This window comes from Desulfoplanes sp., assembly GCF_054921335.1.
Window position 1 is genome coordinate 62,624 of the sequence record NZ_JBUDSQ010000002.1, and the last position, 17,655, is coordinate 80,278.

Genomic DNA, 17,655 nt, shown 5'->3' on the forward strand with positions numbered 1-17,655 from the left:
GTATGCAACGATCGACATCTAGACGGGCTACCCGGATGGCGGACCAGATCATGCGGGAATTGAGTAAAATCATCGTCGAGGAATCCCAGGACCCCAGACTGGACCTGGTATCCATCACCGGCGTCCGCCTGAATCGGGACTTCAGTGTCGCCGAGGTCATGTACACACACATCAACGGCCGCGGCTATATTCCCGAACTTGAAAAGGGGTTTGTTCAGGCGACGGGATTTTTGCGCTCGAAACTCGGGAAACGGCTCAAGATGCGACACGTCCCGGAACTGCGCTTCACCTGGGACGATTTCTTGGAGGATATGGTCTATGACCACATCGGTGAACAAGATTCCTGAAATCATCCAGAATGAAGATGATTTTCTGGTCACCTCCCACTACAATCCTGATGGGGATGCCATAGGATCCATGGCCGCCATGGGCTGGCTTCTGACCTCTCTGGGCAAACGTTTCCGGCTGTACAATATCTCGGGAATGCCCGAGCGTTTCTCCTGGTTGACCATGCCCTGCGCCATCGAACAGGATCTCCCCCAGGACAAACCTGGGTGGACCATAGCGCTCGACTGTGGCGAGCCTAAGCGCGTGGGCCAGGATCTGGCCAAGCGCATTGGTAAATCCCGGGTGATGAACATCGACCACCACCGGGGCAACCCTCTTTTCGGACAGGTCAACTGGGTGGACCCCCAGGTTTCCTCCACCGGCGAGATGGTGGCCGGAATAGCCCAGCATCTGGGTGTTCCCCTTTCCGGGGATATGGGTGAAGCGATCTATCTCGCCCTGGTCAGCGACACCGGCTGGTTCAGCTATGGCAACACCTCTTCCCAGACCATGGAACTGGCCGCGGATATCATCCGCCAGGGGCTCCGTCCCGACCAGTTCGCCCCCAAGCTCAAATACAACTGGACAACGAATAAAATCCGCCTCATGGGCAGGGCCATGTCCAAAACACGGTTCTATTGTTCCGGAAAAATCGGGGTCGTCTCGGCATCGGCCGACGATTTTACACAGACCGGAGCTACCGGTAACGATACCGAGGGACTTGTCGATATGGTCCGGAATGTACGCAGCGTTGTCGCCGCGGTGAGCTTCAGGCAGGAGGAACCCCGCAAAATCAAGTTCAGTCTCCGATCGACAGGAGAAATCGACATCCGGCAGGTGGCGGTCCGCTTTGGTGGTGGCGGACACATGAATGCCTCGGGTGGTGTGATCAACGCATCCCTTGAATCGGCCGAACGGCAGATGGTCCGGATGATCCAGGAAGTTCTGGATATCGGGGACGCGTAGATGGCAGTAAAACCACCACAGCAACATGGCGTACTGGTCCTGGACAAACCCGAGGGCCCGACATCCGCGGCCTGTCTCAACGTCCTCAAACACACGCTCGGTCAAAAAAAAATCGGCCATGCCGGAACCTTAGATCCCATGGCCACCGGAGTACTCCTCGTCCTGCTCGGACAGGGAACCAAGCTGGCACCCTACCTTACCTCGGGGAGCAAGACCTACGCGGGGGAACTCAAACTTGGCGTGGCCACGGATACCTACGATATCCAGGGGCAGGTCATTGAAGAACGTCCTACCGATCAAATCCCCCCAGAAAAGGTTGAGAGGGAAGTCCTTCTCTGGCAGTCTCTCACGGAACAGGACGTCCCTCCGGTCTCTGCGGCCAAGCACCGGGGAAAACCCCTTTACAAACTGCACAGGGAAGGTAAACAGGTCCCTGTCAAGACAAAATCGATACATATTTCCCAGGTGGAGATCATCTCCATGGACCTCCCCCTGGTACAATTTCGGGTTACCTGCTCCCAAGGCACCTACATACGCTCCCTGGCCCACAGCCTGGGGAAACGACTAGGGTGCGGGGCAACTCTCACGGGGCTGAGACGGGAACGTTGTCATCCCTTTGGCCTGGACCAAGCCCACCTTCTTGACGAAGTGGCGGACGACGCGCCGGGATTTTCCGGCCGTGTCATCCCCCTTGACGCGGCCCTCCCGCACTGGCCGTCCATGGCCGTCAGCCATGAACAGGCCGAGCGGGTCAAGAACGGAGCCTGGTTACCGATCCCCCCCCAGGAGGCTCCCGGGGAAGGAGAAAAGCGCATGCTCACCGATCCCAAGGGCAATCCCCTTGCACTGGTCCAGGCGAACATGCGCGAGGATTCCCTGTATTGGGTCATCCTACGGGGACTCTGGTCATCTTGAGCAACGCGCTCCCCCCAGCCACGGACCGACCCGAACCGGCAAAGGCACACGAAACCATCCATTCTCATCGGAGGATACCGCTGTGGTCATGACCCCAGAAGAAAAAAACAAGATCATCGAAGAATTCAGCCACCACGAAGGCGACACCGGCTCACCGGAGGTCCAGGTGGCCCTGCTCACCCATCGGATCACCTACCTGACCGAGCATTTCAAAACCCACAAAAAGGATTTCCATTCCAGAACCGGGTTGCTCAAACTTGTAGGTAAACGGCGCAAGCTCCTTAACTATCTCAAAAACAAGGACATTCAGCGCTACCGCGACCTCATCGCCCGTTTGGGGCTGCGCAAGTAGGCCCATGATCTGACAGGACAGAAGGCGGACCTTCTGTCCTGCTTTTTTATGGTTCGTGTTTTGTGTTTGGTGTTTGGCCCGTGGTTCCAGCAATCCCTTTTCTGGACACACAAGCAAAACACTGAACAACCCCACGGGATGTGCAAAACACCGAGCCCCCACCATCATTATCAAGACCAAGGAACATTTATGTCACATGCATTCGAAACCACCTCGGTTTCCATCCCCATCAACAATGAAACCATCACCATCGAACAGGGACGGGTCGCCTTGCAGGCCAATGGTTCCGTACTGGTCAGGTGTGGCGAAACCGCAGTCATGGTCACTGCAGTCACACAGACCATGGAACGGACGGTCAACTTCATGCCTTTGACCGTTAATTATGTAGAAAAAATGTACGCCGCCGGAAAAATTCCGGGCTCGTACTTCCGCCGGGAGATCGGTCGGCCCAGTGACCACGAGACCCTCGTATCGAGACTCATCGATCGCCCCATCCGTCCCCTGTTTCCCGAAGGTTTCCGGGACGAGGTCCAGGTGATCGCCACGGTCATCTCGGCCGACGACAAACATGATCCGGATGTGCTCTCCCTCGTGGGCGCCTCCGCGGCCATGCACATATCGGACATTCCCTTTCTCGGTCCCATTGCCGGGGCGCGCATCGGGCATGTAAACGGGGAGTTCATCCTCAATCCGACCTACGCCCAGCAGGAACAGAGCACGCTCAACCTTCTCCTCGCCGGAACCCGGGACGCCGTGGTCATGGTGGAAGGTGGTTCGCAATTCCTCAAGGAATCCTTCCTCGCCGAGGCCATCGAATGGGGACACAAGGCCCTGCAGCCGTTGATCGATGCCCAGGAAGAACTCCGCTCCAAGGTGGGCAAGGAAAAGCTCGAGGTCATTCCGCCCGAGGCCGACACCGAGCTCGAAGGGATCGTGGCGGAAATCGCCCGAGAAGGATTGGAAAAGGCCCTGACCATCCCCCAAAAGATGGAACGGTACGCGGCCAAGAAAGAGGTCAAAAAGACGACCATGGAGGCCCTTGCCGAACGGTTTGAAGAGACCCCGGAACGCCTCTCCAGGATCCCGGGCATACTCCAGGATATGGAAAAATCCATTGTTCGGGAACGGATCGTGTCCACGAACACCCGCATCGACGGCAGGGACATGACCACGGTCAGGCCCCTGACCATTGAAGTCGGACTGCTCCCCCGCGCCCACGGCTCTGCCATCTTCACACGCGGGGAGACCAAGAGCCTCTGTACGGCCACACTGGGGAGCAGCCGGGACGAACAACGCATCGAGACCCTGACCGGCGAAATGACCAAGCCGTTCATGCTCCACTATAATTTCCCCCCCTTCTGTGTGGGCGAGGCCCGCATGCTCCGTGCACCTGGCCGGCGGGAAATCGGACATGGTGCCCTGTCCGAACGGGCCATTTCTCCCGTTCTGCCCTCCACTGAAGACTTTCCCTATACGACCCGCGTCGTTTCGGAAATCCTCGAGAGCAACGGTTCCTCCTCCATGGCCTCGGTGTGCGGTGGAACCCTGGCCCTCATGGACGCCGGCGTTCCCATCAACGCACCGGTCGCCGGTATCGCCATGGGTCTTATCAAGGAAGGGGATGAGTACCGCATCCTGACCGATATCCTCGGGGATGAAGACCATCTCGGGGACATGGACTTCAAGGTCGCCGGGACCGCAGAAGGGGTTACCGCCATCCAGATGGACATCAAGATCGCGGGCATCCCCTCCGGGGTCATGGCCAAGGCCCTGGAGCAGGCACGTGAAGCCCGGCTGCACATCCTTGGAGAGATGGCCTCGACCATCGCCAAACCACGGACCGAGCTCTCCACCTATGCCCCGCAGATGGAAATCGTGTATGTCGATACCAGCAAGATCCGTGAGGTCATCGGCCCCGGTGGAAAGAACATCAAGGCCATCACCGCAGCCACGGATGCGTCCATCGATATCGAGGATTCGGGCAAGATCTCCATCTTTGCCTGCAACCAGGAATCCCTGGACAAGGCCAAGGAGATGGTCCTCTTCTACGACCAAAAGGCCGAACCGGGGAAGGACTACGAGGGCGTGGTAAAGAAAATCATGGACTTCGGTGCCTTTGTCGAAATCCTTCCCGGTCTTGAAGGGCTCTGCCATATCTCCCAGTTGGCCCGTGAACGGGTGAACAAGGTCGAGGATGTGGTCAGAGAAGGCGATCCCATCAAGGTCAAGGTCATCGAGGTCGATCCCGGCGGCAAGATCCGTCTGAGCCGCAAAGCCGTGCTCATGGAAGAGGCCGGGGAAACCTTCTCCATGGACCAGGCCAAACGCCCAGGCGGAGGCGGGAACAACCGCAGACGTCCCAGTGGCGGGAACAACCGCAGACGGTAGTAGCGTCCCTGCATGGAAAAACACCAAGGGCCCTTCCGGTTATCGACCGGAAGGGCCCTTTTTCATATTCTCCCCCCCCCTATCTGCAGTCCGCTCGGGCCGGGGGCTACCGTTTCATCTGGTTGATCATCTTGAGTATCTCGTCGCTGGTGGAGACGACCTTGCTGTTGGCCTGGAACCCCTTTTGGGTCATGATCATGTCGACGAACTCCGTGGCCATGTCCACGTTGGATTGTTCCAGGGACTGGGAGGCAATGGGCTCGATCCCGCCGAGCCCCGTTCCCTCTATCCCGAACCGCTCATTGCCCCCACCGGCAAGACCAAAGAGCATTCCGCCGCACCCCGGGGTTTCCGAGAACAGGTTGCCCCCTTCGCGGTGCAATCCGAACCGGTTGGGACAATCGGCCACCGCCAGGGCAAAGAGATTCCGGATCTGACCGTTGGAATACTGGGCGTTCAGGACCCCATCCCGGTCCACGGAGACCGATTGGAGGATCCCTTCGGGATACCCGTTCTGGTCCCGGTACAGGGTGGCCGACCCCGCATCGAAACTTGTCGAGGCATTGGCGAGTCGCTCAGAATCATTGAACATATTCAACTGCTGCAGGGCCGTAGTCGGATCGGTGGAAATATCCGCCGCCGTCACATTCGGGTCCGCAGGCTGGGGCATTCTGTCCGCCACACCGAAATCGATCCCAATATTCCCCCCGCTGCCGTCCCCGCCGGCAAATTGGGGGGTCAACAAAAAATGTCCTTGCTCGGAAACATCCGCCTGGGTCCAATGAGCCAGGTCACCGAGGCCACTTTCCGGCGCAGGGGTGAATGCGGATTGGTTGACCAACTCCCCCGACCCGCTGAAGGTCAGGGTCCCGGTCATGAGCACCCCGGCCTTGCCACTGCCCTGCGCGGCAGGACGTCCATCCTCCGCCGGATCCGTAGCGACCACATACTCCCACATACGCGTTCCCCCAAGTACATCTGCGTCCGCATGGGAGTACACGGGATCAAAATAGGCCTCCACGGTGTGCGCCGTCCCGGCCTGGTCGTAGACGGTGAGTGGGGTGGAATAGGTATAGGAACCGGACGCCAGAGGGGTCTCGTTGCCGGCGTCCCATGCAGAGAACATGGCAAAGGCGGGACTCGTGGATGCGGGCTGGCCATCGGCCGCGTTCACTGCCTGAGAATCCAGGTTGACCATCATTTCTACCCGAGTAGTCCGCTCGGGCAGGGAAACGAACCCACTCTCCTGGCCCGTGTTGCTGGTCAGCCGAACATCGGTCATGGACGAAAAATCAATGGTTTCCTGGACACTCTGGTCGACGGCACCGGCCTGGGCGACCACACTCGGGTCCCGGTGGGTATCAATGGCGTATCCCTGGACCACCCCGCCCCCCGGATCCTTGAGATAGCCCTGTTCATCAAACCGGAACGCACCGCTGCGGGTATACGCATAGTCATTCTCTTCCCCGGACGAGAGAACGAAAAATCCGTTCCCGCCCAAGGCCAGATCCGTTGATTCGCTCCCGGGGCCAAGACTACCCGGGGAAAAATCGACCAACACATCCGAGAGTTGAACCCCCTTGCCCACTTCGGCCACCCCACTGCCGGTGACGACAGCATCATTCATGACATCGGCAAAATGGACCGAATCCCTTTTGTACCCGGTCGTGCTCACGTTGGAGATGTTGTTGCCGATAACGGACATGCCCTGCCCAAAGGCCTGGAGGCCGGACGCCGCTGTATACATGCTACCAAAGGCTGCCATGCTCGATGCTCCTTGCGATCGTGGGAAAAATATTCCGGGACCACCCGGTTCTTCTATACAAAAGCACAATCGATGCCAAAAAAAAATCCCGGGGATATGGATCCCCGGGACAAGACCGTCAGCCCCCAAAAAGTGGCTACTGGCCGGCTTTGGTTTTCCCCATATCCTCGGGTGAATCCAGCAGGGGCAGGACATAGGTCTCGAGTTCCTTCCCCGCCCGGACGGTGATGGACATCCTGTCGACCCCCTTGTTCCCGGGCAGATAGACATAGCCCATGCGTGTATACGACGGCGGGATCGGTGACTCTTTCCATGCATATTGGTTCAATTCCTGCCTGATGGTCCGCTGCAGCTTGGCCTCGGCCTCGGGTAGCGAACCGGCCGCAAAGGCGGCTCCACCGACGGCTGCGCCCATACCCGCCCCGGCGAGTACATTGTCTCCGGTGAACATGGAGATGATCGCCCCGAGTCCTCCCCCCAGAGCCGCTCCCAATCCACCGGATTTAAGGGCATTCTTTGCCGTCTGCGTAAAGGTTTCCGAGGCAAAGACAAGCCGGACGGCCTCATCCGTGGAATAGGCCAGATAATCACCGTCCCCGCCCAGTCCACGGATCTCCTCGACCAGGACCCTGGGCCGTAGCTGCCCTATATTCTTGAACACCAGGAAGACCGGTTCGAGATCCGCCTTGCTGTAATCAAGCCCCTGTCCGGAATAGACATAACGGATGGCCGCGATGTCCCACTGCGGGGTCTTGACCGCATCATCGACCTGGGAAGGATCCACAACCTTGCGCGGCTGAGGAAGGGGGTTGGTAGGGGCACAGGCAAAAACCGGGACCAGCAAAAAAAACAACAAGGCAAGCAACCTGGATTTCATATGAATTCTCTCCTGTTGTGCGTGGGTAGCCCCATACGCGCATGGGCGGGCCCAGGCGGGGATACAAAACCCTGCCATACGGCACGGACGCATAAAATGACCTCCCGGGACCGTAGCCGACGAGCAAGGGCGATGGCAAGATAGCGTTGAAGGATCCGGGGGGAACAAAGAATGCGGTGTGGCCCTGGACAGTCCCCTGTCCGATGGAGCCTATGACGTTCTCGCCTCTTTCCAGCGGGACACCGGGGCGGCATGGACAATGCCCCGGTCATCAATCGTGACCACCCCTTGCAGCTCGAGCTCCTGTAAACTCTTTTCGAGCATCTCTCCACTGGAATTCCATTTGGTCAAAAGGGTCTGCCTGGTCACGCTCTCCCCGGATTCCTCGAAGTGATCGAGAAGGATGTACAGGGAAACGGCCTCCACGGACAGCCCCAGTTCAAAAATCCTGTTTTCCATAGTCAACGCAAACCTCTGCACGATATTTTTTTAAAAATCCTCACCGCTCCACCCAAAAACACCCCGACCCCGTTGGCCAGAGCATCCGCCGTCTCCCCGGACCGTCCGATATCCATCAAATGTTGGGCGATCTCGAGGATGATTCCAAGTAGCACCAAAAAGGCGCAAAGGACAAGAGAGCGCCTTCCGGTCAGGGGCCAGGGAAAACCGGCTGCCAGAACCATATAGGTAACCAGGTGGACGGTCTTGTCACCCCCGTACAGATCCATGCCCGGAGGAAGGGGGCGCAGGGAAAGGATAACAACCCCCAAGACAGCAACGATCCACGCACACCGGCACCCGCGGACACACCAATCCGAGCACGGGGACACGGCCTCACCCCCTTCTGAGCGCACCGGCAATTTTTTCCTGGACGCCGGCATCCATATACGGATGTATGGGCAGGCTGAAAATCCTCTCCCCCGCGTCCTCACTGACCGGCATGGAACCCCTTGCGTAGCCCAACCCCTTGAAGGCCGTCTGGAGATGCAGGGGGATGGGATAATACACGGCGGTGGGAATCCCCTGGTCGCTCAGATGGGAACGCAGCGATCCACGGTGGCCCGCATCCCGGGCAAGCACGGAATACTGGGCCCAGACCGAGACACATCCCTCTGGAATCTTCGGTGTGCGGACGGTCTCCTGAAGAAGTTCCGCATAGCGGTCGGCAATCCTGTTGCGGGCGGCAACCTCGTCCGGAAAAAGTTCGAACTTGGCCAGGAGCACGGCCGCCTGCAGGGCATCGAGCCGGCCGTTGATCCCGATACGCACATTGTCGTACCGGTCGGTGCCCATACCGTGGACCCGAATGGATGCCAGCTTCTCCTTGAGTTCCCCGTCGTTGGTAAAACACATCCCGCCGTCCCCATAACACCCAAGGGGTTTTGCCGGAAAGAAAGAGGTACAACCGATATCCCCGAAACCGCAGGCCTTGGCGTGTCTGTCCTTATAGACCGCGCCAAATGCCTGGGCCGCGTCCTCGATGATCTTCAACCCATGGGCCCTGCACAGGGGTTCGATCCTATCGTAATCCGCCGCCAGTCCGAAAAGATCCACCGGAATGACCGCCTTCGGCGTCAGATGCTCATACCCCTTTGGCAAAGGATACTGGGAACCATCCTTGGCCTCGAGGGCTCCGATCGCCTTTTCCAGACACACGGGATCGATGTTGAAGGTCCCGGGATCGATATCCACGAACACGGGGGTGGCCCCGACCATAGCGATCTCCTCGGCCGTGGCAAAAAAAGAAAACGGGGTGGTCAGGACGGCGTCCCCCGGCCCGATGTCCAGGGCCATCAGGGCCATGAGCAGGGCATCGCTCCCCGAAGAGCACCCCAGGGCGTACGTGGACCCGATGTACCCGCCCAGCCGCTGTTCGAGATCGCCTATTTCCGGCCCCATTATATAGGCACCGTGTTCAAGAACCCGGTCCATGTTCGCCCGGACCCTGTCCTCAATGAGCGCATACTGCGCCTTCAGATCAATAAATGGTATGCTCATGAAATATCTCTGCCTTGTCTATGGTGGTGTCGAATCCTGAAAAAAAGTTGTCACGTTACGGATGGAAAGAATGTTACGTGCCCACATCTCCGGAGACAAGGCGTGTCTTGGCAAAAAAATTCCGCCGTGGACTGCGGACACCGGATTTCTACGGCGCAAGCCCCCCTTCCCTGCTCCAAAAACCGCACCCGTCTCCTGTCTTTCCTCCTTATCGCACATCCTCGGGGTGCTGGATTTTCCGAAGAATGGTCGCTGCCACGTCCAGTGCACGCAGGCCGTCCTCGCCGGTAACCGGGGTATGCTCGCCCTTGTCGATGGCTTGGGCGAACTCGTCCAGTTCCATCTCCATGGAGTTGACCTCGGGGACATCGGGACGTTCGTACAGGACCTGTTTGGCCCGCTCCCCTTCACCGATGGTGGCCACGGGCAGTCCTTTTCCTTGGGGGTGGTCCCTCTTTGAAAGCTGGAAAATCTCCGACTGCTTCTGGAGAAAATCTATGGAGATATACATATTTTTTTGGAAGATACGCATCTTGCGCATGGCCTTGACCGAAATCCTGCTCGTGGTGATATTGGCCACGGCCCCGTTGTCAAAGGTCAGGCGGACATTGGCGATATCCTCGGAATCCGAGACGACCGCGACGCCCGAGGCGTCGATGGAGGTCAGCGGACGATTGACCAGGGCAAGGATAATGTCCAGGTCATGGATCATCAGATCGAGGATCACACTGACGTCCGTGCCCCTCGGGTTGAAGGGACTCAACCGGTGGGACTCGATGAACATGGGCTCAAAGGTATACTCCTTGAGGGCCAAAACCGCTGGGTTGAACCGCTCTATATGCCCGACCTGCAATTTTTTTCCGGCCCGCTTTGCCAGTTCAACGATCTTTCTGGCCTCGTCCACGGTGGCGGTGATCGGTTTCTCCAAAAAGATATGGCAGTCGTGTTCCAAGGCCTTCTTGGCCACCTCGAAATGATGGACGGTGGGTACGACGATGCTCACCGCATCGACCCCGTCCAAAAGCTCCTCCAGGGTCCCGAAACATTCAACCCCGGTCTGCTCGGCGATCTTGCGTGCTCTTGAGACATCCGTATCATAGATCCCGACAAGATCGATCGAGGCCATCTGTTCGGCCACCTTGGCATGGATCGCCCCGAGATGGCCGACCCCGATGATTCCATAGGCAAGTGCGCTCATGCAAAACTCCCTTGAGAGTGTGTAGTCAGTACCAGACTGTTCTTGATGACAAAAAAAATAATACTATCAGTAATTATTCAGGTGCATTTTCCAAGAATCAGGATTGCGGATTTACGAAATTTACGGAATTTAAGAAAGTCAAACCAGAACCACTTTGGAACACGGAGTTTCCAAAATGGATTTTGGGTGTACTTTCAAGGCAACCATACCGTAGGGGCACCCCTTACGGATCGTCGCGTGGATCAGAGGTTCGACAAAAAACCAACATTCCAAAATAGTTTTGGCGCAAGACATTTAAGCGGGTTGAAAGAGTTAAGAAATTATAGGCGGTTCGCATGTAGGTCTCTCATTTCTTACATTTCTTAACTTCTCCAATGCCCCCAATTTATTGACCGGCACTCAGGTTTGACGTTAAATTTTACTATATTGCGATAATAAGATTTTGACCTGGATAGTTACAACCATCAATCCGTAGGGGATAGATATTCAGCGATGATCCCGGCGGCCCGCTCGGTCGCCGTGCCCGTTCCCATCATTTTGGGCAACGCCTTGAGCTCCTTTCTGATGGCTTCGAGCCGCTCGGGATGCTCTATCCAGGATTGGGCCAGGGCGGCCAGGGCCTCCGGGGTGGCCCGGTCCTGGATGAATTCTGGAAAAATCTCCGTACCCAGAATAAGGTTTGCCATACCGATGAACGGGACCCGAATGAGCTTTCGTCCCACATGGTAGCTGAGAAAGGCGACCTTGTAGGCCAGCATGGTGGGGACCCCGAGCAGGGCGCACTCAAAGGTGGCCGTTCCCGAAGCGGCCATGACAAAGGAGCACCTTTGCAATGCATCGTAGCGCTCGGTCGACGGGACAATTTCCACGGGGACGCCATCAGGCCAGAATTCTTGTATCATTCCCGGATCCACATGGGGGGCCCGTACCAGAGTGAAACGGAGACCACCATCCCTTGCAAACAGATAGGACGCCGTCTTGGCAAAAACCGGGAGTAGGGAAACGACCTCCCTCTGTCGGCTCCCCGGAAGGATACCTATCCTTTTTTCCCCGGGACGGGCCCGGCTGCGGGCCGCGAGATCCATAATCTCGAGCAGGGGATGGCCCACAAAATCCACATCGATCCCATGGTTCCGGAAAAAGGGTTCTTCAAAGGGAAAAATGCACAGCAAGCGGTCCACGTATTGCTCAAGAAACCCTACCCGTCCACGGCGCCAGGCCCATACCTGGGGAGTGATGTAATAGACCACCGGAATGGAGAGTTTTTTGGCCATCTTGGCCACACGAAAATTGAAATCCGGGGAATCTATGAGCACGACGACGGCGGGACGTTCCTTTTCAAGCATCCTGCGCATGGAGGCGAGTAGCCCAATGATCCTGGGCAGATGGCCTATGACCTCGGTCAGTCCCATGACCGAAAGGGTTTCGGAATGGATCCTGGCCTCAAATCCCGCCCTGCGCATGGCAGCCCCGCCCATCCCCGCACAGGTGAGGGCGGGATCGATCTTCTTGAGCGCGTCAACGAGCATGGCCCCATAGACATCTCCCGAGGCCTCTCCCACACAGATCCAGACTTTGTTCGACGATGCCGCGTTGCAACGTTGTTTCCTCATGGTCCTCCCGACCTTTGCAATCCGACCGACAAAGGGATGGTCTTTACCCCGCAAACCATGGCAAGGCAATGAGCAGGTTGTGGCCCCAAAGAACGGACAGGCCGGATTTTCCCGGCGGTAGCGTATCATTGCGGCTTGACAGAAGGCCGGACCCGAGGACATTTATGGTCCCGCATAAACCATAACCAACCAAGGAGATCTCCATGCTCGACCTCCTGCGCACCCGGCGGAGCATCAGGGTCTTTGAAAACCGTCCCGTCGATCCGGGACTGGTGGCCCAACTCAAGGAGGCGGTTCTCCGCTCCCCCTCGTCACGGAGCCTGAACCCCTGGCAATTTTTATTCATCGAAAACAGGTCGCTGCTTGCAACCCTCTCCGGGTGCAAACCACACGGGGCCGGTTTTCTGAAAAAGGCTCCAATGGGGATCGTTGTTTGCGCGGACCCCTCCGTCTGCGACGTCTGGGTCGAGGACAGCTCCATAGCCTCGATCATCCTCCATCTGACCGCCCACAGCCTGGGCCTTGGAAGTTGCTGGATACAAATACGCAAGAGGATGTTCGACGCAGAGACGTCCTCTTGCGATTTCGTCAAGAAAACCCTCGATCTTCCGGAACATCTGGAGATAGAATCGATCATTGCAGCGGGCTACCCTGCAGAGAATCCTCCAGCCCACACAGACGATCACCTACTTTGGGACAGGGTTACTATGCAATAACCCCACACCGGGACCAGGACATGCCCCGCGGCACCCTCTGTGCAGCCTGAACATGTCCTACGCATTGCTTTTCCGTTTTTCGCATTTTTTTTCACCCATCAAGGAACAACCCATGAGCATACCCGCCACCACACCGTCATCCCACTTCATTCGGGCCACCATCGACCAGGACCTTGCAGAGGGCCGGCACGGGCACATCGTGACCAGATTTCCGCCCGAACCCAATGGCTACCTGCATATCGGACACGCCAAATCCATCTGCCTAAATTTTGGACTGGCCGAGATGTATGCGGGCAGCCGGTGCAACCTCCGCTTTGACGACAGTAATCCGGCAAAGGAAGAACAAAAATACATCGACGCCATCAAACGCGACGTTTCCTGGCTGGGATTTTCATGGGGGACAAGCCCCTGTTTCGCCTCGGATTATTTCGAATCCCTATACGGCTTTGCGATCGAACTCATCAAAAAAGAGATGGCCTATGTCTGTGAACTCTCGGCAGAAAAAATCCGAGAGTACCGTGGCACGCTGACCGAACCGGGCAAGGAAAGCCCCTTCCGCTCTCGCACGGTAGAGGAAAATCTCGATCTGTTCGCCCGGATGCGCCGGGGCGAATTCGAGGAAGGCACCCACGTCCTCAGGGCCAGGATAGATATGGGTTCACCGAACATGAACATGCGCGATCCTGTCCTCTACAGGATCCTCAAGGTTCCCCACCCCCGGACCAAGGATGCATGGTGTATATACCCCATGTACGACTTCGCCCATTGCATCTCCGACGCCCTGGAGGGGATCACCCACTCCCTGTGCACCCTTGAATTCGCCGACCACAAACCGTTGTACGACTGGATTCTCGCCCACCTGAGCGTTCCCTGCCATCCGGTGCAGATCGAATTCGCCCGGCTGAACATCAATTATACGGTAACCAGCAAACGCAAACTCCTCGAACTCGTCCGGGAAGGTCTGGTCGAGGGGTGGGACGATCCACGCATGCCGACCATATCGGGTATGCGCAGAAGGGGGTTCCCCCCCCGGGCCATCCGCGACTTCTGTGAGCGTATCGGGGTGAGCCGCAAGGACAGCTGTGTGGACATGGGTCTGCTTGAAAGTTGCGTGCGCGACGAGCTTAACGATACGGCCCCACGGACCATGGCCGTGCTCGAACCGATCAAGATCGTCATCACTGATTATCCCGAGGACCGCGAGGAGGTCTTCGGACTCCCCGTGCATCCCAAAAACCCCGGGATGGGCACACGGCAGGTCCCTTTTTGCCGGGAAATCTACATCGAACGCAACGACTTCCTCGAGGATCCGCCCCGGAAATTCTTCCGGCTCGCCCCCGGGCGTGAGGTCCGTCTGCGCGGGGCCTATCTGGTCACCTGCACCAAGGTGGTCCGCGACCCGGAAACAAATGGTATCAGAACCATCCATTGTACCCACGACCCGGCCAGCCGGGGGGGGGACGCCCCCGATGGACGCAAGGTCAAGGGGACCCTGCACTGGGTCTCGGCCCGCCATGCCATGGACATCGAAGTCAGACTGTACGATCGCCTTTTTTCCACCCCCTTCCCGACCGCGGATAAAGACAAGGATTTCAAACAATCCATCCATCCGGATTCCCTGCGGATCATGACGGGCTGCAAGGCAGACCCATCCCTGGCGGGGAGCCGGCCGGAGAAGGGGTTCCAATTCGAGCGGCAGGGATTTTTTTGCCGGGACAGGCAGGACAATGGTGAGGACATGCCGGTATTCAACAGAACCGTTACCTTGAGGGATTCCTGGGCCAAGAAAAAATAAGGCGGGAACGGTCGCCGTCTACCAACCAGCCAGAGGGCAACCAAAGGGAGGACAATCCATGGACATCGAGATTTTCTACTGCACTGTGTGAAATTATTACCCGAGAGCCGCCGGTCTGGCGGAAGAACTCAAACGGGTCTTCGGCTGCAAGGTCACGCTCACTCCGGGAAAGACCGGGGACTTCGAGGTAGTAAAGGACGGGGAAAAGATCTACTCCAAACGTACTACCGGGAAGATTCCACCTCCTGCAACCATCCTGGGACTGCTCGGCTCATGAACGGCGGGAACACCATCGTACCACCCGAGGAGCCCCCTTAGCCCGGGACGGATCCCGGACACCATCGGTATGGGACAAGACAAAGGCCCGTGCATCCAATGGATGCACGGGCCTTTGTCTTGTCCGGATTCGTATGCTTATGCGCAGAGGGAAAAAGCAACGGAGAGGATATTGGAGCCGTCCCTACGCTCATAGGTAATGGCGTCGACCATGTTCCTGACCAGGTGGATACCAAGTCCACCTATCCCGCGTTCATCGATATCAAGCGAGGTGTCGACGGAATCCCGGGCCAGGGGATCAAAGGGTGGCCCCTGATCCTCGATGGAAAAAACCAACCGCTCCCCCTGCACACTGCACCGGAGGGTTACCTGACCGGGGGATTCCTGCGGATAGGCGTAGTTGAAAAGATTGACCAAAAGCTCCTCGAGAACCAGCTCGATCTTTCCCAAAAGGGTTGCGGGTCCCCCAGAGCGTTCAAGACAGGTCGCGGCAAAGGCTTGCAACCTCCACAGGGACCCCAGGTCTGCCTCTACCCTCAAAGAATCATTAAAGGAATCAGCCGAGTTTGGCGAGCGCATCGTCCTGGCTCTCCCCCACCGGAAAGATAGAACTGAACCCGGACATTTTGAAAACTTCACCTACCATCCCGGAAAGGTTATAGAAAGCCAGTCCTCCGCCAAGCCCCTTGAGCTTCTTGCCAATGAGGAGCACGCTGCGCAAGCCGGCGCTGCTTATATACTCCACTCCCGCCATCTCGACACAGATATTCTTGTCGCCACCATCAATGATTGATGTGCATGCGCTTTCGAATTCGGGTGCGGTCACGGCGTCCATCCGGCCCCCCACCTTGAGGACAACGGCCCCATCCTGCTTGATCTGTTCAAACTCCATTGTTCACCCCTCTCCCCGGAAGGCACGACCCTCCAGAACCTTGCGGATTACATGTTCGACACATTGGTCCACACAGCCAAAAAATATCACAATGGCGTGATACAATCTCGGTCCCACGCCCTTTCCGGGCGGTCAGACGGTGTACCGATAGTATTTTCGCCGGGTCCCTCCCTGACCATCCCATGGTTGACAATAGCGACCATGGTCGCCCGAGATCCGGCACCCCAAGGGGGAGCGCCGGTCCACGCCTAAAAGAGGACGTCCACCCGCTCCGTGTCCTTGCCGTTGCGTTCTCTGACCTCACCGATGATCCAGGCATCCTGCCCAAGGGCCTGCAATCTGGACATGACATCCTCCTCCATGTCCCGACCGATGACCAGGATATACCCGATCCCGGAATTAAAAATCTGGAGCATCTCCTCCCAGGACAGATTTCCCTGCTTTCTGAGCCAGGAGAAGACCGGAGGAATATCCCAGGTACCGAACCGTATGGACGCGGAAAATGCTGCGGGGAGGACCCTGGGGATATTGTCGTAAAACCCACCGCCGGTGACATGGACCATCCCTCGGATTTCCAGATCGCGGAGAAGGTTGAGCACGCTCGAGACATATATCTTTGTCGGCTCAAGAAGGACCTCGGCCACGGATTTCTCGGTCCCGGGAAAGGTATCCTCCGCTCCAAGGCCCGAATCCTTGAAAATCTTGCGCACGAGAGAGTACCCGTTGGAATGGATCCCAGACGAGGCCAACCCGACGATCTTGTCCCCCTTGCGGATGCCGCTGCCGTCGACAATACGGTCATTGTCCACGATACCGACACAAAAGCCGGACAGATCGTACTCTCCAGGGGCATAGAAATCCGGCATCTCGGCGGTTTCCCCGCCCAACAGGGCACACCCAGCCTGTTTGCATCCCTGGGCGATCCCCTCTACGGCATCATAGGCCTTTTGTTGATCGAGCTTTCCAGTAGCAAAATAATCCAAAAAGAAAAGAGGCTTGGCTCCCTGCACCAGGATATCGTTCACACTCATGGCCACCAGATCAATACCGATGGTCGTATGTCGGTCGCACAGAAAGGCCATCTTCAGCTTGGTCCCCACCCCATCGGTTGAGGAAACCAAAACCGGCTCACGCAGGTTGTGCAAATCCGGCTTGAACAACCCGCCAAAACCGCCGATATCTGTGATCACCCCCTTGGTAAATGTACCCGAAACCATGGTCTTGATCTTCGAAACAAACGCGTTCCCGGCGTCGATATCCACCCCGGCCTCTTTGTAGGCCCTGTCACGCTGCTGCATACCCAAACATCTCCTTTGTTGATCCAACCTGAACAAACGCCCCGACCACGGATGACAAAATTCCCGATGACTGGTACTATAAGGTCGACATTCGGTTTGCCCCGCATACCCTGCCTAGAATGCTGTTCCCGTCTGGCACCTTCCACGGGCTCGGCACGAGGGATCCCCCCTCTTGTCCTGCCCATCCCCCCCAAGGGAGGCTATATCATGAAGCATATGGTTATAACGATGTTCCTGACCCTGTCCCTGGTCTGGGGTGCATACGCACAGGAGAACAAG

The 17,655-nt window shown here is 57.4% G+C and carries 17 protein-coding genes and 1 pseudogene; 8 read left to right on the forward strand and 10 right to left on the reverse strand.

Annotated elements, in window-relative coordinates:
* Positions 1-2: 2 nt before the first annotated feature.
* From rbfA to pnp, 5 genes are all read left to right on the forward strand, one after another.
* Entirely contained in the window at positions 3-347 is a 345-nt protein-coding gene (rbfA, locus tag ACY692_RS01010) for a 30S ribosome-binding factor RbfA (protein WP_462323465.1), read from the forward strand.
* Positions 319-1,293: a DHH family phosphoesterase gene (locus ACY692_RS01015; protein ID WP_462323466.1), complete on the forward strand. Its 975-nt coding sequence runs from the start codon at positions 319-321 to the stop codon at positions 1,291-1,293. Before rbfA ends, ACY692_RS01015 begins: the two co-directional genes overlap by 29 nt.
* Positions 1,294-2,208, forward strand: a complete 915-nt coding sequence (truB, locus tag ACY692_RS01020) for a tRNA pseudouridine(55) synthase TruB (RefSeq protein ID WP_462323467.1) — start codon at positions 1,294-1,296, stop codon at positions 2,206-2,208. It abuts the gene before it with no gap.
* A gap of 82 nt (positions 2,209-2,290) precedes the next feature.
* A complete protein-coding gene (gene rpsO, locus ACY692_RS01025) occupies positions 2,291-2,560 on the forward strand; it encodes a 30S ribosomal protein S15 (protein ID WP_462323468.1) in 270 nt (89 codons plus the stop codon).
* A gap of 189 nt (positions 2,561-2,749) precedes the next feature.
* Positions 2,750-4,948, forward strand: coding sequence for a polyribonucleotide nucleotidyltransferase (gene pnp / locus ACY692_RS01030; protein WP_462323469.1), 2,199 nt, complete (start codon positions 2,750-2,752; stop codon positions 4,946-4,948).
* A 106-nt stretch (positions 4,949-5,054) separates the two neighbouring features.
* Here pnp and ACY692_RS01035 read toward each other — a convergent pair whose 3' ends face one another.
* The 7 genes from ACY692_RS01035 to lpxB form a co-directional block, all read right to left on the reverse strand.
* Complete coding sequence (locus ACY692_RS01035) at positions 5,055-6,713, reverse strand: flagellar hook protein FlgE (protein WP_462323470.1); 1,659 nt, start codon at positions 6,711-6,713, stop codon at positions 5,055-5,057.
* Between the two features lie 136 nt (positions 6,714-6,849).
* Positions 6,850-7,590 carry a hypothetical protein gene (locus tag ACY692_RS01040; RefSeq protein ID WP_462323471.1) on the reverse strand — a complete coding sequence of 247 codons (741 nt, stop codon included), beginning with the start codon at positions 7,588-7,590 and terminating at the stop codon, positions 6,850-6,852.
* A gap of 210 nt (positions 7,591-7,800) precedes the next feature.
* Positions 7,801-8,049 carry a hypothetical protein gene (locus ACY692_RS01045; protein ID WP_462323472.1) on the reverse strand — a complete coding sequence of 83 codons (249 nt, stop codon included), beginning with the start codon at positions 8,047-8,049 and terminating at the stop codon, positions 7,801-7,803.
* Between the two features lie 2 nt (positions 8,050-8,051).
* Positions 8,052-8,444 carry a VanZ family protein gene (locus ACY692_RS01050; RefSeq protein WP_462323473.1) on the reverse strand — a complete coding sequence of 131 codons (393 nt, stop codon included), beginning with the start codon at positions 8,442-8,444 and terminating at the stop codon, positions 8,052-8,054.
* On the reverse strand, positions 8,425-9,588 hold the full coding sequence (locus ACY692_RS01055) for a DegT/DnrJ/EryC1/StrS family aminotransferase (RefSeq protein ID WP_462323474.1): 1,164 nt from the start codon (positions 9,586-9,588) through the stop codon (positions 8,425-8,427). The genes ACY692_RS01050 and ACY692_RS01055 overlap by 20 nt, the downstream gene beginning before the upstream one ends.
* A 208-nt stretch (positions 9,589-9,796) precedes the next feature.
* Positions 9,797-10,786: a Gfo/Idh/MocA family protein gene (locus ACY692_RS01060; protein WP_462323475.1), complete on the reverse strand. Its 990-nt coding sequence runs from the start codon at positions 10,784-10,786 to the stop codon at positions 9,797-9,799.
* A gap of 464 nt (positions 10,787-11,250) precedes the next feature.
* Positions 11,251-12,399 carry a lipid-A-disaccharide synthase gene (gene lpxB / locus ACY692_RS01065; RefSeq protein ID WP_462323476.1) on the reverse strand — a complete coding sequence of 383 codons (1,149 nt, stop codon included), beginning with the start codon at positions 12,397-12,399 and terminating at the stop codon, positions 11,251-11,253.
* Positions 12,400-12,602: 203 nt separating this feature from the next.
* Here lpxB and ACY692_RS01070 point away from each other — a divergent pair, with 203 nt between their 5' ends.
* The 3 genes and pseudogenes from ACY692_RS01070 to ACY692_RS01080 form a co-directional block, all read left to right on the forward strand.
* The gene (locus tag ACY692_RS01070) at positions 12,603-13,115 is read left to right on the forward strand and encodes a nitroreductase family protein (RefSeq protein ID WP_462323477.1); all 513 of its coding nucleotides are present in this window, start codon (positions 12,603-12,605) and stop codon (positions 13,113-13,115) included.
* A gap of 112 nt (positions 13,116-13,227) precedes the next feature.
* A complete protein-coding gene (locus tag ACY692_RS01075; RefSeq protein ID WP_462323478.1) occupies positions 13,228-14,910 on the forward strand; it encodes a glutamine--tRNA ligase/YqeY domain fusion protein in 1,683 nt (560 codons plus the stop codon).
* A 103-nt stretch (positions 14,911-15,013) separates the two neighbouring features.
* Positions 15,014-15,187 (forward strand): annotated as a pseudogene (locus ACY692_RS01080) (Rdx family protein); the annotation flags it as partial.
* Between the two features lie 137 nt (positions 15,188-15,324).
* On the opposite strand, the gene ACY692_RS01085 reads toward ACY692_RS01080, so the two are convergent.
* The 3 genes from ACY692_RS01085 to purM form a co-directional block, all read right to left on the reverse strand.
* Positions 15,325-15,765 (reverse strand): ATP-binding protein, encoded by a 441-nt coding sequence (locus ACY692_RS01085; protein ID WP_462323479.1) that lies wholly within the window; start codon positions 15,763-15,765, stop codon positions 15,325-15,327.
* Positions 15,743-16,078 carry an STAS domain-containing protein gene (locus ACY692_RS01090; protein WP_462323480.1) on the reverse strand — a complete coding sequence of 112 codons (336 nt, stop codon included), beginning with the start codon at positions 16,076-16,078 and terminating at the stop codon, positions 15,743-15,745. Before ACY692_RS01090 ends, ACY692_RS01085 begins: the two co-directional genes overlap by 23 nt.
* Positions 16,079-16,326: 248 nt before the next feature.
* On the reverse strand, positions 16,327-17,376 hold the full coding sequence (gene purM / locus ACY692_RS01095; RefSeq protein WP_462323481.1) for a phosphoribosylformylglycinamidine cyclo-ligase: 1,050 nt from the start codon (positions 17,374-17,376) through the stop codon (positions 16,327-16,329).
* Between the last annotated feature and the right edge of the window lie 279 nt (positions 17,377-17,655).